Below are 18,175 nucleotides of genomic sequence, written 5' to 3' on the forward strand. Positions count from 1 at the left end.
CGGCTCATGGACGCAGAAGGACCTTTCCGACCTTGGGATCGCCGGACCCCACCAGCTCGATGGCCTCGGGGAACTCGGCGAGCGGCAGCTCGTGCGTGACCAGCGGCGACGGGTTCAGCAGCCCCGCGCCGAACACCCGCACCGCGTGCGCCCAGGCCTCCGGCGGCGCCCCGAACACGGTGTGCACCTCCAGCTGCCGTACGACGAGATCGGTGGGGTCGAGCCCCTCGGCACCCGCCGCCGGGATCCCCGTCAGGACGAGACGTCCGCCGCGCCGGAGCAGGGAGGCGGAGGTGCGCGCGGCGGACGCGGACCCGGCGGTCTCGATGACGACGTCGAAGTCGTCGGGGAGTTCTTGGTCGCGGGTACGGAAGTCGGTGGCGCCGAAGTCCCTGGAGAGCTTCTCGCGGTCCGGCCGGGTGCCCACCACGAGCAGCTCGGCCGGGGAGCCCGCCTTCAGGAACTGCACGGCGAACATCCCGAGCGTGCCGGTACCGACCACCGCCACCCGCTCGCCGGGCCGGGCGTTCGCCTTGAGGGCGGCGGCCGCGATGCAGGCGGCCGGCTCCAGCAGGGCGGCGGCCGTCAGATCGGCGTCGTCCGGCAGGACATGGAGCAGCCGGGCCGGCAGCGTCAGCGTGGTCGCCATCGCGCCCGGCTGGGTGAAGCCGGTCTCCTCGTACCCCGCCGTGCACAACGTTGTCTCGCCCGCGTGGCAGCGGTCGCAGACCTGGCAGTTGCGGAAGCCCTCGCCGACGACCTTGCGGCCGACCAGGGTCGACGGGACCCCGGTGCCCACCTCCTCGACCGTCCCGGACCACTCGTGCCCGGGGGTGAGCGGGTAACGGACGTACCCGTCGGGCCGGTTGCCCTGGTACACCTCGCGGTCGCTGCCGCAGATGCCGACGGCGTGGACGCGGACGAGCGCCTCGCCCGCTTCCGGCCGCCGGGGCTCGTGCGGGATCAGCCGGTGCTCGCCCGGCGCCTCGATGACGACCGCGGTGCTCACTCCGACCCCTTCGGCTTGCGCTGCTCCCAGCCGTCCGCCCACAGGTCGAAGCGGGCCTGCTGCTGCGGGAACTCGGCCGCCGCGTCGACGTCCAGCTCCACGCCGAGCCCGGGCTCGTGGGACAGCTGGAAGTAGCCGTCGACGACCTGCGGCGCGCCCTTCACGACCTTCTTGATGTCCGCGTCCGCGAAGTCGTTGAAGTGCTCCAGGATCTTGAAGTTCGGCGAGCTGAAGCCGACCTGGAGGGAGGCCGCGGTGAGGACGGGCCCGCCCACGTTGTGCGGGGCGACGAGCACGTAGTGCGCCTCGGCGGTCGCGGCCAGCTTCCTGGTCTCCCAGATGCCGCCGATGTGACCGACGTCGGGCTGGATGATGTCGACCGCCTGGCTCTCGAAGAGCTCGCGGAACTCGACGCGGTCGTGGATGCGCTCACCGGTGGCGACCGGGATGTCGACCTTGGCGGCCACCTTCTCCAGCGCCTTCAGGTTCTCCGGCGGCACCGGCTCCTCCAGCCAGGCGGGCTTGAAGGGCGCCAGCTCGCGGGCGAGCCGGACGGCGGTGGAGGGGGAGAAGCGGCCGTGCATCTCCAGCATCAGCTCGGCCTCGGGACCGATCGCGTCGCGCACGGCCTCGATGAGCGAGACGGAGTAGAGGGTGGCCTCGTGGTCGAGCTCGAAGTGCCCGGTCCCGAAGGGGTCGATCTTGAGGGCCTTGTAGCCCCGGGCGACGACCTCCTGCGCGGCCTTGTGATAGGCCTCCGGGGTCCGCTCGGTGGTGTACCAGCCGTTGGCGTAGGCCTTGACCTTGTCGGTGACCTTGCCGCCCAGCAGCTGCCACACCGGCACTCCGAGGGCCTTGCCCTTGATGTCCCAGCAGGCCATCTCGATGACCGCGATGCCGGACATCACGATCTCACCGGCGCGCCCGTAGTCGCCGTACTTCATCCGTCGGAAGAGGTCCTCGACAGCGAATGGGTCGGAGCCGAGAATGTGATTGGCCTCCGCCTCCCGCAGATAGCCGATCAGTGCGTCGGTGTGGCCCAGCATGCGGGTCTCGCCGACTCCGGTGATGCCCTCGTCGGTGTGCACCTGGACGTACGTCAGGTTCCGCCAAGGCGTCCCGACCACGTGCGTGCTGATTCCCGTGATGCGCACGGCAGTTGCCCCCTGTGCTCTTCGGCTCTGTTCGAAATTTCGTCACACGTTCGAAATGCTGGCGTGACAGTAAGGACGTGGCCCCTGGAGTGTCAATGGGTCGAACACATAACGGTTTCGACGCGATGGGCGCAGGATGGCGGGGAATGTTCGGGGGTGTCTCAACTCGGCACGCCGGAACAGCCAGTTCACTACACAACATTCACAGCTGCGCCTATGAACGTTACCTGTGAGGAACTTAGTCTTCCCGCGTCATGGACTACTGCGACCCGTGCCGACGGCACCTCAATGGCGCCCTTGCCTGCCCGGGGTGCGGCGCACCAGCCGAAGAGCTCCGCACGCATGCGGAGGAGACCGACGGGCGCTCCGAAACGGACGCGGCCGACGCCGACGCCTTGTACGACGAGGACGACGACGGGGAGGACCGTCCCGGGCGGGCCGCCCGGCGGCGGAGCCAGGGCCGGGGCCGGAGCCGCGGAAGGGGCCCCGAGGACCTGGCCGGCCCGGACGGCCCGGACGCTCCGGGTGGCGCGAGCCGACGCGACCGCAAGGCCGCGGCACACCGCCGCCGACGGCGCCGGACACTGCTCATCGTCGCGGGCTTCGTTCTGGCGGCGGGCGGACTGAGCCTCGCCGAGCTCGGCATCGATGGACCCGGGCTGCTCCCGACGCCGGCCGCGGAGGCCGGCGCCAAGTCGGCCGACGGTTCGACGTCCTCGGACAAGGGCGAGACGGCGCAGCCGCTCAGCGACACGGCGGGCTCCGACGGCAGCTCGGCCGGCGAATCGCCCGAGGCCTCCGCGTCGGCGTCCGACTCCGGGTCCCCGTCCGCGTCCGCCTCGGCGAAGGACGACAAGAAGACCAAGGACGAGCAGTCGTCCACCGCGGGCACGGCCCCGGGCACCTCCACCTCGGCCCCCGCGTCGACCTCGGCCCCCGAGACCTCGGCACCCGCCACCACGTCTCCGACCACCTCGGCCCCGACCCCGGATCCCTCGCCGTCGGAGACGTGCAACCGGTTCCTGTGGTGGTGCACGTAGCCCCTCGCGGGCAACGCCCGATTTGCTGCTGCGCACGGGCCCGCACCGTAGACCCCGAGACCGTCGCGGGCCGGCGGTGTCGCATGCCAGCCTTGGCGCCGTGACAGTTCGCCCTCGGTGCGCTGGCCGCCGGCGACACCGAACTGGCCCTCCTCGCGGCGACCCCTTACCTGCGCACGGCCGAAGAGACCCGCGCCGGTGTGCACTGGGAAATACGCAACGGAAGGGAACCGAGGCTCCACCACATCGCCCACGGCACCCTGGGCATCGTCCACGCCCTGGCCGCCGTCGGCCGGGCGACCGGCCGCGCGGACCTGGTCGAACTGGCGCGGGCCGGCGCGGCGGACGTGGTGGCCCGCGACGAAGCCGGTCGCGAGGGCTTCCTGGTCCCGCACTCCGACCCGCAGGACCGGCCCGAACTCGAGCACCGGGCCAACCCGAGCACGCTCGAACCCCTCACCGGCTGGGCGATGGGCAACGCGGGCATCGCGCGCGAGCTGCTCCGCTTCGTCCGGGTGAGCAGGGGAGAGGATCCGGCGTACGCGTTCACGTGGCCGGACCATCCGCCCGCCACCCCTTTGGTGCGGTAGAGCCCCCGGCTCAGCCGGCGGGCACGTCCGCCCCCAGCATCCGCCGCAGCAGATCCCGCAGTACGAGCCGTTCCTCCTCCGACAGGCCCGCGAGCGGCTCCCGGGCGAAGTTCAGGGAGTCGCGCAGCCCCCGGGCCACCGTCCGGCCCTCGGGGGTCGCGGCGGCCAGCTTCACGCGGCGGTCGGCCGGGTCGGGGCGGCGCTCCACCAGGCCCCGGGCCTCCAGCCGGTCCACGATCCCGGTGACGTTCGACGGCTCGCACTTCAGCTGCTGCGCGAGCCGCCGCATGGGCAGCGGCTCCAGCGACAGCAGGCTCAGCAGCCGCGCCTGCGCACCGGTCAGCGCGTGCTCGGCGGCGGCGTCCTCGTACTCCTCGTGGTAGCGGGCCACGACCGTGCCGATCAGTTCGACGACCTCCAGGGTCAGAGGGTCGATTCGGGGTGTCTTTTGCGTGGCCATGGACTCCAGCGTACCGCGTTACTTGACATCATGAAATATTCAGGCGCATGGTTGTTTCAGGTACTGAAGTATTAGGGCCGAAGCATTAGAGCCGTACTACGCACGCAGCGTGCACGCACGCAGGAAAGGCGCACCCTCATGAGCGAGACCCCCCAGCTCCCCGCCGTCAGCCGCGAATGGCACATCGTCAGCCGCCCGGTCGGCTGGCCCAAGGCGGAGGACTTCGCCCTGGTCGAGGCCGAGGTCCGGCAGCCGGGCGAGGGTGAGGTGCTCGTACGGAACAAGTACGTGTCCGTCGACCCGTACATGCGCGGCCGCATGAGCGCCGCCAAGTCGTACGTCGCGCCCTTCGAGCTCGACAAGGTCATGCAGGGCGGCGCGGTCGGCGAGGTCATCGCCTCGAACGCCGAGGGCATCGAGGCCGGCGACCACGTCCTGCACTTCTTCGGCTGGCGCGAGTACGCCGTCGTGGACGCCAAGCAGGCCGTCAAGGTGGACCCGGAGGCCGCGCCGCTGTCGACGTACCTCGGTGTCCTCGGCATGACCGGTCTCACCGCCTACGCCGGGCTCCTGCGCACCGCCTCCTTCAAGGAGGGCGACTCCGTCTTCGTCTCCGGTGCCGCCGGTGCCGTGGGCAGCCAGGTCGGTCAGATCGCCAAGCTCAAGGGCGCCTCGCGCGTCATCGGCTCGGCGGGCTCCGACGAGAAGGTCAAGCTGCTCGTCGAGGAGTACGGCTTCGACGCCGCCTTCAACTACAAGAGCGGCCCGGTGAGCGAGCAGCTGCGCGAGGCCGCCCCGGACGGTGTCGACGTCTACTTCGACAACGTCGGCGGTGACCACCTGGAGGCCGCCATCGGCCAGCTCAACCGGGACGGCCGCATCGCCATCTGCGGCATGATCTCCGTCTACAACAGCACCGAGCCCGTCCCCGGCCCGAAGAACCTCGCGCGCCTGATCGCGACCCGCGGCCGCATCGAGGGCTTCCTCGTCAGCGACCACTACGACCTGCAGCAGCAGTTCGTCCAGGAGGTCGGCCCCTGGGTCCGCTCCGGCGAACTCAAGTACCGCGAGACGGTCGTCGAGGGCATCGAGAACAACCTGGAGGCGTTCTTCGGCGTCCTGCGCGGCGACAACATCGGAAAGATGATCGTCAAGCTCTGAGCCCCCGACGATTTCCGGGCGATCTCCGAGTGCACCCCGGGTGATCTCCAGGCCATCTCCGGGCGGGGCCTGTCGCTGGACTTCCGACATGCGGTAACTTCTTTCCAAAGTCGTCGCGATCGTGGGCGCGAGTCGCGGCGGACCAAGGAGGAACGCACCGTATGTCCATCCAGCAGACCGACGTCCTGTACACCGCCGTCGCCACCGCCGAGAACGGTCGCGACGGCCGGGTCGCCACCGACGACGGCAAGCTCGACGTCGTCGTCAACCCGCCCAAGGAGATGGGCGGCAGCGGCGCCGGAACCAACCCGGAGCAGCTGTTCGCCGCCGGGTACAGCGCCTGCTTCCAGGGTGCCCTCGGCGTCGTGGCCCGCCAGGAGAACGCCGACATCTCCGGTTCGACCGTCACCGCGAAGGTCGGCATAGGCAAGAACGACGACGGGTTCGGGATCATCGTCGAGATCACCGCCGACATCCCGAACGTCGACGCCGCCACCGCCCGCGCGCTCGTCGAGAAGGCCCACCAGGTGTGCCCGTACTCGAAGGCGACCCGCGGCAACATCACCGTGACGCTTGCCTGACCGCATTCGTTGCATACGGCAGAGGCCGCACCCTAGGACGTGGGGTGCGGCCTCCGTCGTACGGAGTCCCGCCTACGGAGCCTTGCTCAGGATCGGGACACCGTCAGCAAGGCCCTCCCCACCTGCGGGAACTCCCCCTTCGGATGGTCACGGAAGAGCGGTTCCGTGCCGAACAGCACCGCGTGCGGGCCGCTGACGACCGCCGCCTGACCGGCAGCCGCCGTGGGGCCTCCCGTGCCGTCGTCCAGCGGCCGCCAGTGCCCGGAGACGAGCGGATTTCCGGTCGCGTACGACTGCTCGACGCGGACCCCGGGGCCGAGATCGGTGAACCAGAGCGGCGCGTACACGAAGCTGTGGTCCGGGGCGCCGGTGGTGACGGTCCCCGAATTCACCACCCGCACCACGCCGTTGGCGTCCCCGTTGCCCTCCACCGGCTTCACCGCGAGCAGTCCGGCGGCGGCGTTGAGCGCGGCGCCCGTGGCCCCTCGCCCGACCAGGCCGTGGGTTGCCAGGAAGGCGTCGAGGGCCGTCCGCGCGGCCGGGGTGAGGGCCGAGTGGTCCAGCCCCGACGACACGAACAGCACATCCACCGTGGACCAGTCGAAGCCCGCGTCGAGGATCGCCGTCGACACCGGAACCACGTCGAAGTTCATCTCGCGCAGGGCGAAGAGCTCACCGGCGGTGACGGCGGCGGCGACGCGCACGCGATGCAGGGCGGTCCCCTGCGAGGCCTTCGTCGAGGCCTTCGTCGCGTCGAAGGCGACGTCGTACGCACGGGCGAGCGCGACCGCCTTCGCACGGGCCGAGGACGGCACGAGAGCGCTGCCGTCGCTGTCCTGGAGTGCGGCAACTCCTTGCTTAAGAAGGGAGTTGAGGGCCGCGATCTCCTGCGGAGTGTCGAGCCGGAGGCGGAGGTCGCCGCGCGGGGCGACGTATCCGACGTGGGCGGCGGCGTCGACCGCGCGCAGCGAAGCGGCGGAAAGACTCCCGCTCTCCACCCGCTCGACCGTCGCGCCCCACAGGCGCCCCAGACTCCAGCCCGAGATGTCGTACATCGTCGACACCTTGCCGCTGATGTCCCGCCCGTCCGCCAACATGACATTGGCCAGCCCGCGTTTGGGCTGACGCAGATCGACGACGTAGGAGCCCTTCGCGTACGACCGTCCCGCGAGCCGGAAGTCGCGGGGCGCCCTGGTGACGCGTACGTCATTGGCGAGGAGATGGTCCACGAGCCGGCCGGCGGCGGTCGCCGAGCGCTGTGCGGCACCCGCCGGAATCACATACGCGCGCGGGAAGTCGGTCGTGTAGACGTCCTCGGGGCCGATGCCCGGGACGCCGGGGACCGTCTCGGCGGAGACCGGCACCTGGGCGGCGCCCGTCGCACCGCGCCGGAAGACCTCGATCTGGTCGGCGATGAGCGAAGTCCGGTGGGACTGGGCGAAGTCGAGGGTCGCGCGCATGGCGGCGCCCGCGACGTCGACGTTGATGGCCGAGCGGCGCCGCAGCTCCGCCACCGGCAGCGTGTCGTACGCCGAGTTGTTCACCGTCATCGGGATCTCGACGGTGTGCGCGGCGACCGTGCCGTGGAACGCCGCGTACTGGGGCGTGAAGATCGGCGGCCAGTCGTCCCAGCCCTCCTGCTGGTCGCGGAACGGGATCTGGACGGGCTCGACACCGTCCTTCGCGGGCGTGTAGCCGAGGCCGTTGACGGCGGCCTCCATGCCGAGGGCGTTGGCGTAGGTGTTCTTGAGGAAGAGGTCGTACTCGTAGTTCTCGCCGTGCGGCGGGGTCGTCGGCTCGATGAGGGTGCCGTTGACATAGCCGTGCAGATCGAGCATGACGGCCGGCTGCTTGTCGATCGCGATCTGCCGCATCGCGCGCACCTCGGGCTGCGAGGCGGTGATGAAGTCGCGGTTCAGATCGAAGCCGTTGGCGTTGGTGCGGGTGCCGGCGATACGGCCGTCAGGGTTCGCGGTGATGTTGAAGTAGAGCCGGTTGTGGGCGAGGAGGTCGGTGGTCTTCGCGTCGTGCGCGGTCGCGAGCTGCCGGATCAGCTTGAGGGCGGCGTCCGTGCCCTCCCACTCGTTGCCGTGGATGTTGTTGTTGAAGAAGACGGGTGTCTTGTACGAGGCCTTGATCGCCGTGTCCTTGGCCGCCGCCTGGGGCGCGTTCTCGATGAGCTCGCGCATACGCTCCTGGGCGCGGGTCTGAAGGGCGGTCTCCGGGGCGGTGACGGTGACGAGGAAGAGCCGGTGCCCGCCGGCCGAGCGGCCCGCGACCTCGACGCTCACACGGTCGCCGAGGCCCTGCAGTTCGTTCAGCTTGGGGGCGATGGCGTAATACGGGGTGAGGCCGAGCTTGATGGACTTGTCGGCGGGGTTCTCCGGGTCCGGGGCGAGGACCTGTTCGCGGGGGTAGCCGCCGGTGCCGGCGGAGAGATCGGTGACGGGAGCGGCGAGGGCGTTCCGGGCCGCGCTCGCCGGGGCCCTGGCGGCACTGTCCGCCGGGGCGGAGCCCTCACGGACGGGCGGCTTGCGGTCGGCGGTGGCGCTGTTGGGGGTGAGCAGGAGCGAGCCGGTGGTGGCCGCGAGGACGGCGGCGACCAGGACGGGTCTCGTCAGAGGCCGGAGAGGCCGGAGAGGCCGGAGAGGTGAGAGAGACGGGAGAGGCTTTGGTAAGCGCACGCGTCGTACCTCCTGAGGGAATTCCCTGGGGTCGGTGGTCCTGAGAGTTTCCTGAGATCGGTACGGCGAGGTGTACCTGCTCGACTCTTCCGCAACAAGAGGGCGTTCCCGTCACGGCTGTTGTCATGGATGCCCCGGATGGCGCATCAGGTGGGGCCGGGAGCGGGCATGCTGAGGGCGAGACCCGGCGTGGCGAGGAGGGCCCGGCCCATGTCCCCGATTCCGTCGCTCCCGAGCAGGGAGGACGTGGTGCGGATGGCGCGCAGCACGACCGACATCACCGGCCAACTCCTCGACACGGCGGGGAACATCACCAGAATCGCCATCAACACGTTCGATCCCCGGGACGGCTCCGGGGCGGAGGCGCTGCGGGTCCTGCGCGAGACGACGGCCGAGCTGGCCGAGGCGAGCGCGTCGCCGCAGGCGCAGGAAGCCTTCTACCGGATCGTCGACACGCTCACCCGGCTGGGCACCAGCGGGGCGCCGCTCGCGGTGCACCCCGTGAGCGAACCGGCCCAGGCCTTGCTCGCCGCGATGGGGGACAGTCTGCTGCCGATCCTCGACGCGGTGGCGCCCGCGGTGGAGGAGGCGGCCGACGCGTTGGGGGAGCTGGTGGAGGCGTCGTCGCCGCTGTTGCCCGCGGCGGCGGGGGTCGTGGCGGGGACGCTCCTCGCGCTGACCCCGGTGGTACGGGCCGCGGCGGACGTCCTGCGCGACTCGTCACCTGAACTCCGCCGCATCGCCGACGCGCTGACGTCGGCCCTGGCGCCGCTTCTCCCGCTCCAGGTGGCCCTGGCGGAGCGCGCGTCCGCCGCCGGTGCCGGTGTCATCCGCGCGGGCCTCCCTCCCCTCGCCGACCTCACGGAAGCCGCGGCCACCGCCATCAAGACGGCCCGGCCCCTCCTGATCACCGGTGAGGAGCTCCTCGTCTCCACCCTCGAACAGCTCCAGCCCCTGATGCTGGCCGCGGCGTACCGGGCGGGTCGGGTGGCCCGCGCCGCGGCGGTGCGTGTCTCGGCGGCGGTGTCGCCTGCGGCTGAGCGGGGCGTGGTGGTGGCGGTGACCCCGGTGTAGCTGCGCCCCCAGACCCCCGCTTAAAAGATTGTGCCGTTCCCCGCGCCCCTAAAAGACAACAGCACCCGGGGCGGGCCGGGGGCGATGGGGCGCAGCCCCGAGCCGTTAGGGGCGCGGGGAACTGCGCGACCAGCCCCCACCCACCCGCAGCCAAAACACAACCACGGGGTCTGGGGCGGAGCCCCAGGAACGGGATGGGACGGGTAGGGGCGGCGGGGGCGAGAAAGCTACAGTTCCCCCATGCGCGATCTTGGGGTGGGGTTCAGCTACCTGGTGCAGGGGCAGCGGTGGGTGGCCCGGCATGGGAAGCAGTATGGGTTCGGGCTGGTGCCGGGGCTTATCACGCTGGTGTTGTATGTGGGGGCACTGGTGGGGCTCGCCCTGTACGGCGAGGACTTCGTCACCTGGGCCACCCCGTTCGCCGACGACTGGTCCAGCCCCTGGGCGGGACTGTTCCGCGGCTTCCTCACCGCCGTACTGTTCGCCCTCGCCCTCCTCCTCGCCGTCCTCACCTTCACCGCGGTCACCCTCCTCATAGGCCAGCCGTTCTACGAGAACCTCTCCGAGAAGGTGGACCGCGACGTCTCCCCGGACGGCACCGCACCCGAGTCGGACCTCCCCCTCTGGCGCGAACTGTGGATCTCGGCACGGGACAGCCTCCGTATCGTCGTACGCGCCGTCCTGTGGGCCACACTCCTCTTCGCCCTCGGCTTCGTCCCGTTCATCGGCCAGACCGTCGTCCCGGTGATCGGCTTCTTCGTCACCGGCTTCTTCCTCACCGAGGAACTCACCGCCGTGGCCCTGCAACGCCGCCGCGTCGACCTCCGCGAACGCCTCACCCTGCTGCGCTCCCGCAAGATGCTGGTGTGGGGCTTCGGCACCCCTCTGGGCCTGGCCTTTCTGGTCCCGTTCGTCGCGGTGTTCCTGATGCCGGGCGCCGTGGCGGGAGCCACCCTCATGGCCCGCGACCTCCTCCGTGAGGAAACCGGCGAGGCCACCGGCGAGGACGACTCCGAAGACGAGTCCGCAGCAGACGCGGACGCTTCCACCCAGCAGGGCGCCACCCCGTGACCGAGATACTCGCCGTCGCCGTCATCACCGTCCTGGCCGGCCTCGGCATCAGCCTCGCGTTCGCGCCGTCCCACTGACGGCGGACGTGCTCGCGTCCATGGCCACCGTCAGGATCGCCCGCACCTGCGCGATGATGTCGAGCCTGTTCTGAACGAACTCGGCGTCGGTGACCGTCCCCGTCGCCGGGTCCGTGTTCCCCGTGCCGAACTGCAGCACAGGCGTGTGGACATGCCCGCCCGGCAGGCTGTCGTGCAGCCCGAGCCGGTCGCGGAGCAGGGTCGCACGGTAGGCGATCTCGTTGGAGAGGTAGTTGCCGCCGCCCCCGGCACGGGCCGTGGAGCCCTCGGTCGGGCCGTCGGGCCGTACGACCGGATCGGTTCCTCCCCCAGTGCTTAATGCCTGGGAGGTACCCCCAGCCGGGATCTCGGTCACCGACGTGTTGTCGTACACGGGGAAACGGCCGGTGTTCGCGGCGACGATCTCCTTGTACGGGAGGGTCGTCGACGTCCACTGGGGCTGCGAGGCCGGGTCGGTGACCGGGACGGTCTCGGTCACCGGAAGGTTCAGGTTGTCCGGGTAGCCGCCCCGCCAGGCCCCGTTGGTCCGCTCCACGTCGAAGCGGCCGACGCGGCCCTGGCTGACCGTCGTGAACAGGTCCACGTGCGGCAGATACGACCGCAGCGTCCGCTCCACCACCCCGTCGGTGAAGTCCTGCCAACGGACCGGGAACATGGCGGTCTCGACGCGCGCCGGACCGTCCGCGGTCTGGATCGTCGTACCGTCGAGGGCGAGCGCGGTGGCCCCGGACGGGTTGGAGATCCGGATGTCGCGGTCCAGCGTGAACGGGTCGAAGCCGGTGACCAGGATCCGCTTGACGCCCTTGGTGTGCGGGTAGCGGATGGCGTTCTGGCCGCGCGAGTTCTGCTCCAGGGCGTCGAGGAGCTGGGCGCGCTGGGTGTCCGTGAGGCCGAACTCCGGCTCCCACGCACGTACTTCACGTGTCATGCCGAGCCGTGCCCAGTACAGCGGCCGGTCGTCGTCCCGGCTGAGATCCCCGCCCGCCGGACCCCGGCCCTGCGCCCGGTCGACGGCCCGCCGCCACAGCCGCGCGCCCTGCTGTACGACGACGTGCCGGGCCTGCGCGTACGAGTCGGCCCGGCCCAGCGCCCGCGCGAACTCCGGTGTCACGGTGTCGAATCCGGAGCGGCGCAGGATCTCCTGGGGCGCGGCCTTGTCGAGCCGCTGTTCCTCGACCGTGGCGGAGGAGGCGGCGGCCGACGCGTCGGGTGCTGTCGCGAGCCCCGCCACCAGGGCCAGTCCGAGGACGCCGATCCGTGCACGTATGTGAGTCAAGGGAGTTCAAGCCTTCCGTCGCCGTGGGGAGCTGTCGGACGGCCGCAGTATCCCGTGACGGAAGCGGCGTACGCCATGGCGTGTGACCCCTGGGGATCACGTGACCCTCAGGTTCAGGCGGGGATCCTCGCCGCCGACTCCCGCAGCGCCGCCAGGAACGCCTCCGCCGCCGGTGTCAGGGACCGCCCGCGTATCGTCGCCGCGTACACCGCCCGGGCCGGCGCGTCCTCGTCGAGTACGGGGAGCAGCGCGATGTCCGGCCGTACGGACTCCGCGGCGAGCGCCGGGATCAGGGTCACGCCGAGACCGGCGGCGACATAGCCCTGCTTGGCGGTCCACTCCGCCACGACATGTGCGACGCGCGGCCGGAACCCGTGCCGCAGGGCCGCGTCGAGGAGGGTGCCCTCGGGGCGGGAGTCGCCGGAGATCCAGTCGGCGTCGGCGAGTTGGGGAAGGCGTACGGAGGGCTCGGCGGCCAGCGGATGACCGGCGGGGACGGCGACGTACAGGGACTCGTCGAGGAGGTGGTGCAGGGTGTACGCGTCCAGCGGGGCGCGGCCCGTCGTCGAGACGACCGCCAGGTCGAGGTGGTCGGCGGTCAGCCGGTCCAGGAGTACGGGGGTGAAGCCCTCCTCGCGGGTGAGCCGGACCCCGGGACGGCGGGCGCGGAACGCCGCGATGGCCCGCGGTACGAGGGCCGCGTCCGCCGTGGCGAAGGCGCCGACCCGCAGCCGCCCGCCCGCCGCCTCCCGCAGCGCGGCCAGTTCCCGCCCGGCGCCGTGCAGCCGCTCGACCACCGACTCGGCGTGCGGCACGAGGACCCGCCCGGCCTCCGTCAGCCGTACGCCCCGGGGCAGCCGGTCGAAGAGCGGCGCCCCGCCGAGCGCCGCCTCCAGCGAGGAGATCTGCCGCGACACCGCGGACTGCGTCCACCCGAGCGTCCGCGCGGCCACGGTGAACGAACCGAGCCGGGCGACGTCGAGGAAGACCCGCAGCCAGGTGGTGGAGAGGTCGGGGGTGTCATGAGCGGCGGCGGGAGCGGCGGCGGGAGTGACGTGCGGCGTTACGGCATGCGGGTTCGGCATGGCACTCATGCTAGACATTCGCTTGTCGCATCGCGGCTGCGCGCCTAGCGTCCCGTACATGGAAAAGATCGCATTTCTCGGACTCGGTCACATGGGCGCGGGCATGGCCCGCCAACTCCTCGGTACGGGGCACCCGTTGACGGTCTGGAACCGGACTCCCGCGAAGGCGGAGCCGTTCGTCGCCGAGGGCGCGACCCTCGCCGCCTCCCCGGCCGAGGCGGTGCGGGACGCGGACGTGGTGATCACGATGCTCGCCGACCCGGCCGCGCTCGACGCGGTGGCGGAGGCCGTCGTGCCGGAGCTGCGGCCGGGCGCGTACTGGGTGGAGATGTCGACGGTCGGCCCGGACGTGGTCAAGGAGCTGGCCGCCCGGCTGGGGGAGGGCGTGACGCTCGTCGACGCGCCCGTCATGGGCAGTACCGACAAGGCCGCCGCGGGCGAGCTCGGCATCCTCGCGGGCGGTGACGTGGCCGGTGTCGAGCGGGTGCTCGCGCACTTCGGCACCGTCACCCGCACCGGACCGCTCGGCTCCGGCGCCGCGCTCAAGCTGGTCGTCAACACCGCCGTCATCGGCGGAGTCGCCCTCGTCGCGGAGGCCATGGTCCTCGCGGACGCGCTCGGCATCGACGAGGACACCGCGCGCACCACCCTCGCGAACGGCCCGCTCGGCGGTGTCGTCGGCCGCGCCTTCGCCGAAGGCGTGCGCTTCGACACCTCGCTCGCCGTGAAGGACGCCGACCTGGCGACCAAAGCGGCCCGACTCCCGGTCATGGAGGCGGTGTTGGACCACTTCAGGCGTGCCGCCGCGGACCCGGAGGTCGCCCACGCGGACATCGCGAAGGCCGTCGCCCACATCCGTCACTCCCACTGAGCCCACTGAGCCCACTGAGCCCACTGAGCCCACTGAGGGAACGCCATGCAGATCACCCTGGACAACCCGGCCTCCGCACCGCAGCCCGCCAACGCCTACTACTCCCAGGTCGCCCGCGTCGAACTCCCCGGCGGCGGCGCCCTGTTGTACCTCTCCGGCCAGGTCGCCGACGGCGCGGACCTCGCCGCGCAGAGCCGTGGCGTCTTCGAGGCCATCGACGCCCTGCTGGGGGCCCACGGCGCGACGCTCGCCGACATCATCAACATCCGTACGTATCTGACCGACATCGACAAGCTCCATGAATACGGCGCCGTGCGCCGGGAGTTCCTCACCGGAACCGCCCCCACCAGCATGACCTTCGAGGCCGCGCGCCTCTTCAAGCCGGACGCCCTGATCGAGGTCGAGGTCGTGGCCGCGGTGGCCGCCGCGGGGGAGTGATCCCTTCCAAGGCCGGACTGATCCCTTCCGGGGTCGGAGTGATCCCTTCCGGGTGATACTGCCGCGCATGAAGGCAGCGAACCTGGGCGTCCTCTTCCTCATCGAACTCGGTGCCCTCGCGGCCACCGGGTACTGGGGCTTCACCCGCGATGTGGCCATGCCGCTCGCCTGGCTCCTCGGGCTCGGCGCCCCGGCCGTACTGATCGCGCTGTGGGCGCTGTTCGGCTCACAGAAGGCGACGTACAAGACGCGCGGGGCGGTCCGCGTCGGCTTCGAGCTGCTCTGGTTCGGGGCCGGGGTGGCCGCCCTGGTCCTGGCCGGTGCCTACGGCTGGGCGATCGCCTTCGCCGCCGTCTGCGCGGTGAGCAAGACGCTGGCCGTCAACTGGGCTCAGTAGCCGACGGGTTCGGTTCTCCGTAGCGGGCGGGTTCAGCCCTCGCCCAGCAGGGTCAGGAAGTCCCGGAACGCGCCCGGCATGTCGACCGACTCCGGGTCCAGCAGCCACTGGTACTGCAGGCCGTCCATGACCGCGACGAGGAGCGGGGCGGTGCGCTCCGGGGTGAGGCCGTTCGGCAGGTGGTCGCCGTACTCCGTGCGCAGGACCGCCGCCATGCTCGCGCGCACCCGCGCGTACCGCTCGGTGAAGTAACCGCGCGCCGGATGCCCCTCGGTGACGCTCTCGCCGAGGAGCGCCGAGAAGGTCTGGATGATCCCGGGCCGCATGGCGTTGTACTCGACGAGCGAGGCGAGCAGATCGACCCGCCACTGGGTGTCCGGCACCGCGTCCCACTGGTCCCGCTCCTGGAGCACGGCGACGAGCAGCGCGTCCTTCGTCGGGAAGTAGTGCAGCAGCCCCTGCTGGGTGAGGCCCACGCGCTCGGCGACCGAGGCGAGGCTCGCGCCCCGGTAGCCGCGCTCGGCGATCACCTCAAGGGCCGCCCGCACGATCTCCGCGCGGCGCTCCTCACTCCTGGTCCTCGCGTTCATGGCGTCACCGTACGGCATCCGATCACCCTCAATATAACGGCAAAGTAACGAAACCTACCGCTCTACAGGTAACGGGTGCAGGATGGAGCCACCGAACGGACTCAACGAGGAGGCACCGCGATGGCGGGAACCCCGGGAACCAGGCCCACCCCGGCCGACGAGGAGCGCGAGACGGCCGTCGAGGCGGCCCTCGGCAGGCTCGACCTGGACGCGAAGGCCCGGCTGCTGTCCGGCCAGGACATGTGGTCGCTGCCCGCGCTCCCCGAGATCGGGCTGAAGTCCCTGGTCATGTCCGACGGCCCCATCGGCGTCCGCGGTGTCCACTGGACCGCCGACGACCCGTCCATCGCGCTCCCGTCCCCCACCGCGCTCGCCGCCACCTGGGACCCGGACCTCGCCCGCCGCGCCGGCACCCTCCTCGCCCAGGAGGCCCGCCGCAAGAAGGTCCACGTCCTCCTCGCGCCCACGGTCAACCTGCACCGCTCCCCGCTCGGCGGCCGCCACTTCGAGGCGTACAGCGAGGACCCGTACCTCACCGGCGCGATCGGCAGCGGATACGTCCAGGGCGTGCAGTCCGGCGGCGTCGGCACCACCGTCAAGCACTTCGTCGCCAACGACGCCGAGACCGACCGCTTCACGGTGAACAACGTCGTCTCCGAACGCGCCCTGCGCGAGCTGTACCTGGCCCCCTTCGAGACCATCGTCGAGAACGCCCACCCCTGGGGCATCATGACCGCCTACAACCAGGTCAACGGCACCACGATGTCCGAGCACCGCTACCTCGTGAACGAGATCCTGCGCGGCGAATGGGGCTTCGACGGCTTCAACGTCTCCGACTGGATGGCCGCCCGGTCCACCAAGGGCGCGATCGAGGGCGGCCTCGACGTCGCCATGCCCGGCCCGCAGACCGTCTACGGCGCACCGCTCGCCGCCGCCGTGCGCGCCGGCGAGGTCGAGGAGGCCAAGGTCGACGAGGCCGTCCGCAACGTCCTGCGCCTCGCCGCCCGCGTCGGCATCCTGGAGGGTGCCGAGCCGGTCGTCACCGAGCCTCCCGCTCCCGTCGACGGCGAGGCACTGGCCCGCGAGATCGCCCGCCGCTCCTTCGTCCTCGTACGGAACGAGGCGCGCGACGGGAACAAGGCACTGCCCCTGAAGCCGGGCACGGTGGCGCTGGCCGGAGCCGCCGCCCGTGACGCCCGCGTCCTCGGCGGCGGCTCCGCCACCGTCTTCCCCTCCCGGATCGTCTCGCCCCTCGACGGCCTCACCGCCGCCCTCCCCGAGGGCAGCCTGACGTACACCGTCGGCGCCGACCCGACCGAGGAACTCGCCGTCGCCGACAAGGGGTTCGAGCTGCGCGCGGTCTGCCGTGACGCGAACGGCGAGATCATCGGCAGCGGCTCCGCACCCAACGGCCAGATCCAGTGGATGGGCGACGACCTGCCCGAGGGAGTCACCCACGACACCCTCCACACCGTCGAGCTGACCGGCCGCTTCACCCCGCGCGACAGCGGCCCGCACACCTTCGGCATCAAGGGCCTCGGCGCGTTCACCCTCACCGTCGACGGCACGACGTACTTCGACGACACCCAGCGCACCGACAAGGACGACCCCTTCGAGGCGTTCTTCGGCGCCCCCGTGCCCCGCGCCCAGGCCGAACTCACCGCGGGCGAGCCGGTCGAGGTCTCCCTCACCCATGTGGTCACGCTCCCCGAGGGCATCCCGATGAAGGTCGTCGGCTTCTCGCTCGCCCACCAGGAGCCGCAGCGCGACGCGGACGAACTGATCGCCGAGGCCGTCGAGGCAGCCCGCGCCGCCGACACCGCCGTCGTCGTGGTTGCCACCACCGACCGCGTCGAGTCCGAGGGCTTCGACCGCAAGGACCTCCGACTCCCCGGCCGCCAGGACGAGTTGGTCCACGCGGTCGCCGCCGCCAACCCGAACACCGTCGTGGTCGTCAACTCCGGCTCCCCGGTGGAACTGCCGTGGCGCGACGAGGTCGCCGCCGTACTGCTCAGCTGGTTCCCCGGCCAGGAGGGCGGCGCCGCGCTCGCCGACGTCCTCACCGGCGCCCACGAGCCGGGCGGCCGGCTGCCCAGCACCTGGGGCTCCTTCGCGGACGCCCCGGTCACCCAGGTGATCCCGGCCGACGGCGAACTCCCGTACAGCGAAGGTGTGTTCATCGGCTACAGCGCCTGGGAGAAGGCCGGGAAGACCCCCTCGTACGCCTTCGGGCACGGCCTGGGCTACACCGACTGGACGTACGAGTCGATCGAGGTCGACGGGACGACCGCCACGATCCGCCTCCGCAACACCGGCGAGCGCGCCGGGCGTGAGGTCGTCCAGGTCTACCTGGCCCCGGTGGAGGCCGACGCCGAGCGGCCCGCCCGCCGGCTCGCGGGATTCGCGGGTGTGGAGGCCGGACCGGGCGACAGCGTCGAGGCCGTCGTCGAGCTTCCGCGCCGCGCCTTCGAGATCTGGGATGAGAACGCCCGCTCGTGGGCATATGTGAAGGGTTCGTACGAGGTTCGGGCAGGTCGTTCCCTTATCGACTGCCGACTGAGCACGATCATCGAGGCGTAACGGCGCAGAACGCCTCCAAGACCAGCCCCGGTCCGGA

Annotated in this window: 18 protein-coding genes; 10 read left to right on the forward strand and 8 right to left on the reverse strand. The window is 71.4% G+C overall.

Annotated elements, in window-relative coordinates; translation table 11 throughout:
- Positions 1–4 precede the first annotated feature (4 nt).
- Together OIC96_RS33165 and OIC96_RS33170 are read right to left on the reverse strand one after the other, a co-directional pair.
- The gene (locus OIC96_RS33165; protein WP_330304327.1) at positions 5–1,009 is read right to left on the reverse strand and encodes a zinc-dependent alcohol dehydrogenase; all 1,005 of its coding nucleotides are present in this window, start codon (positions 1,007–1,009) and stop codon (positions 5–7) included.
- The gene (locus OIC96_RS33170; RefSeq protein WP_330304326.1) at positions 1,006–2,163 is read right to left on the reverse strand and encodes a mandelate racemase/muconate lactonizing enzyme family protein; all 1,158 of its coding nucleotides are present in this window, start codon (positions 2,161–2,163) and stop codon (positions 1,006–1,008) included. Before OIC96_RS33170 ends, OIC96_RS33165 begins: the two co-directional genes overlap by 4 nt.
- Before the next feature lie 254 nt (positions 2,164–2,417).
- Here OIC96_RS33170 and OIC96_RS33175 point away from each other — a divergent pair, with 254 nt between their 5' ends.
- Both OIC96_RS33175 and OIC96_RS33180 read left to right on the forward strand, forming a co-directional pair.
- On the forward strand, positions 2,418–3,203 hold the full coding sequence (locus OIC96_RS33175) for an SCO2400 family protein (protein WP_330304325.1): 786 nt from the start codon (positions 2,418–2,420) through the stop codon (positions 3,201–3,203).
- A 200-nt stretch (positions 3,204–3,403) separates the two neighbouring features.
- Positions 3,404–3,793 carry a lanthionine synthetase LanC family protein gene (locus OIC96_RS33180; protein WP_330304324.1) on the forward strand — a complete coding sequence of 130 codons (390 nt, stop codon included), beginning with the start codon at positions 3,404–3,406 and terminating at the stop codon, positions 3,791–3,793.
- A gap of 10 nt (positions 3,794–3,803) precedes the next feature.
- Here the strand turns inward: OIC96_RS33180 and OIC96_RS33185 are convergent, their stop codons facing one another.
- Positions 3,804–4,253, reverse strand: a complete 450-nt coding sequence (locus OIC96_RS33185) for a MarR family winged helix-turn-helix transcriptional regulator (protein WP_330304323.1) — start codon at positions 4,251–4,253, stop codon at positions 3,804–3,806.
- Positions 4,254–4,391: 138 nt separating this feature from the next.
- Between OIC96_RS33185 and OIC96_RS33190 the strand changes: the two genes are divergently transcribed.
- Positions 4,392–5,414, forward strand: a complete 1,023-nt coding sequence (locus tag OIC96_RS33190; RefSeq protein WP_330304322.1) for an NADP-dependent oxidoreductase — start codon at positions 4,392–4,394, stop codon at positions 5,412–5,414.
- A gap of 161 nt (positions 5,415–5,575) precedes the next feature.
- Positions 5,576–5,995, forward strand: coding sequence for an organic hydroperoxide resistance protein (locus tag OIC96_RS33195; protein ID WP_327428424.1), 420 nt, complete (start codon positions 5,576–5,578; stop codon positions 5,993–5,995).
- Between the two features lie 86 nt (positions 5,996–6,081).
- On the opposite strand, the gene OIC96_RS33200 is transcribed toward OIC96_RS33195, so the two are convergent.
- Both OIC96_RS33200 and OIC96_RS33205 read right to left on the reverse strand, forming a co-directional pair.
- The gene (locus OIC96_RS33200) at positions 6,082–8,616 is read right to left on the reverse strand and encodes a M14 family zinc carboxypeptidase (RefSeq protein ID WP_330310079.1); all 2,535 of its coding nucleotides are present in this window, start codon (positions 8,614–8,616) and stop codon (positions 6,082–6,084) included.
- Between the two features lie 209 nt (positions 8,617–8,825).
- A complete protein-coding gene (locus tag OIC96_RS33205; protein ID WP_330304321.1) occupies positions 8,826–8,957 on the reverse strand; it encodes a hypothetical protein in 132 nt (43 codons plus the stop codon).
- Here OIC96_RS33205 and OIC96_RS33210 point away from each other — a divergent pair.
- Together OIC96_RS33210 and OIC96_RS33215 are read left to right on the forward strand one after the other, a co-directional pair.
- Complete coding sequence (locus tag OIC96_RS33210; protein ID WP_330304320.1) at positions 8,935–9,753, forward strand: hypothetical protein; 819 nt, start codon at positions 8,935–8,937, stop codon at positions 9,751–9,753. The two genes, OIC96_RS33205 and OIC96_RS33210, sit on opposite strands and share 23 nt — an antisense overlap.
- A 240-nt stretch (positions 9,754–9,993) precedes the next feature.
- On the forward strand, positions 9,994–10,824 hold the full coding sequence (locus tag OIC96_RS33215) for an EI24 domain-containing protein (RefSeq protein ID WP_330304319.1): 831 nt from the start codon (positions 9,994–9,996) through the stop codon (positions 10,822–10,824).
- A 48-nt stretch (positions 10,825–10,872) separates the two neighbouring features.
- Here OIC96_RS33215 and OIC96_RS33220 read toward each other — a convergent pair whose 3' ends face one another.
- Positions 10,873–12,177: a pyroglutamyl-peptidase I family protein gene (locus OIC96_RS33220; protein ID WP_330304318.1), complete on the reverse strand. Its 1,305-nt coding sequence runs from the start codon at positions 12,175–12,177 to the stop codon at positions 10,873–10,875.
- A 113-nt stretch (positions 12,178–12,290) separates the two neighbouring features.
- Positions 12,291–13,262: a LysR family transcriptional regulator gene (locus OIC96_RS33225; RefSeq protein WP_330304317.1), complete on the reverse strand. Its 972-nt coding sequence runs from the start codon at positions 13,260–13,262 to the stop codon at positions 12,291–12,293.
- 58 nt (positions 13,263–13,320) lie between these two features.
- On the opposite strand from OIC96_RS33225, the gene OIC96_RS33230 reads away from it, so the two are divergent.
- The 3 genes from OIC96_RS33230 (at position 13,321) to OIC96_RS33240 (ending at position 14,968) form a co-directional block, all read left to right on the forward strand.
- Positions 13,321–14,133, forward strand: coding sequence for an NAD(P)-dependent oxidoreductase (locus tag OIC96_RS33230; RefSeq protein ID WP_330304316.1), 813 nt, complete (start codon positions 13,321–13,323; stop codon positions 14,131–14,133).
- Between the two features lie 45 nt (positions 14,134–14,178).
- Positions 14,179–14,571 carry a RidA family protein gene (locus OIC96_RS33235; protein WP_330304315.1) on the forward strand — a complete coding sequence of 131 codons (393 nt, stop codon included), beginning with the start codon at positions 14,179–14,181 and terminating at the stop codon, positions 14,569–14,571.
- A gap of 67 nt (positions 14,572–14,638) precedes the next feature.
- Positions 14,639–14,968 carry a YrdB family protein gene (locus OIC96_RS33240; RefSeq protein WP_330304314.1) on the forward strand — a complete coding sequence of 110 codons (330 nt, stop codon included), beginning with the start codon at positions 14,639–14,641 and terminating at the stop codon, positions 14,966–14,968.
- Between the two features lie 32 nt (positions 14,969–15,000).
- On the opposite strand, the gene OIC96_RS33245 is transcribed toward OIC96_RS33240, so the two are convergent.
- Positions 15,001–15,576, reverse strand: a complete 576-nt coding sequence (locus OIC96_RS33245) for a TetR/AcrR family transcriptional regulator (protein WP_330304313.1) — start codon at positions 15,574–15,576, stop codon at positions 15,001–15,003.
- A 102-nt stretch (positions 15,577–15,678) separates the two neighbouring features.
- Here OIC96_RS33245 and OIC96_RS33250 point away from each other — a divergent pair, with 102 nt between their 5' ends.
- Positions 15,679–18,138 (forward strand): beta-glucosidase family protein, encoded by a 2,460-nt coding sequence (locus OIC96_RS33250; RefSeq protein ID WP_330304312.1) that lies wholly within the window; start codon positions 15,679–15,681, stop codon positions 18,136–18,138.
- The last annotated feature ends 37 nt before the right edge of the window (positions 18,139–18,175 follow it).

It is taken from the genome of Streptomyces sp. NBC_00775, from assembly GCF_036347135.1.
Classification (GTDB): Bacteria; Actinomycetota; Actinomycetes; order Streptomycetales; family Streptomycetaceae; genus Streptomyces; species Streptomyces lutosisoli.

Coding starts and splice junctions, on each gene's coding strand:
- OIC96_RS33175 (WP_330304325.1), top strand. CDS start 2,418: ATGGACTACTGCGACCCGTGCCGACGGCACCTCAATGGCGCCCTTGCC.
- OIC96_RS33185 (WP_330304323.1), bottom strand. CDS start 4,253: ATGGCCACGCAAAAGACACCCCGAATCGACCCTCTGACCCTGGAGGTC.
- OIC96_RS33235 (WP_330304315.1), top strand. CDS start 14,179: ATGCAGATCACCCTGGACAACCCGGCCTCCGCACCGCAGCCCGCCAAC.
- OIC96_RS33225 (WP_330304317.1), bottom strand. CDS start 13,262: ATGCCGAACCCGCATGCCGTAACGCCGCACGTCACTCCCGCCGCCGCT.
- OIC96_RS33240 (WP_330304314.1), top strand. CDS start 14,639: ATGAAGGCAGCGAACCTGGGCGTCCTCTTCCTCATCGAACTCGGTGCC.
- OIC96_RS33190 (WP_330304322.1), top strand. CDS start 4,392: ATGAGCGAGACCCCCCAGCTCCCCGCCGTCAGCCGCGAATGGCACATC.
- OIC96_RS33195 (WP_327428424.1), top strand. CDS start 5,576: ATGTCCATCCAGCAGACCGACGTCCTGTACACCGCCGTCGCCACCGCC.
- OIC96_RS33230 (WP_330304316.1), top strand. CDS start 13,321: ATGGAAAAGATCGCATTTCTCGGACTCGGTCACATGGGCGCGGGCATG.
- OIC96_RS33205 (WP_330304321.1), bottom strand. CDS start 8,957: ATGTCGGTCGTGCTGCGCGCCATCCGCACCACGTCCTCCCTGCTCGGG.
- OIC96_RS33250 (WP_330304312.1), top strand. CDS start 15,679: ATGGCGGGAACCCCGGGAACCAGGCCCACCCCGGCCGACGAGGAGCGC.
- OIC96_RS33215 (WP_330304319.1), top strand. CDS start 9,994: ATGCGCGATCTTGGGGTGGGGTTCAGCTACCTGGTGCAGGGGCAGCGG.
- OIC96_RS33245 (WP_330304313.1), bottom strand. CDS start 15,576: ATGCCGTACGGTGACGCCATGAACGCGAGGACCAGGAGTGAGGAGCGC.
- OIC96_RS33210 (WP_330304320.1), top strand. CDS start 8,935: ATGGCGCGCAGCACGACCGACATCACCGGCCAACTCCTCGACACGGCG.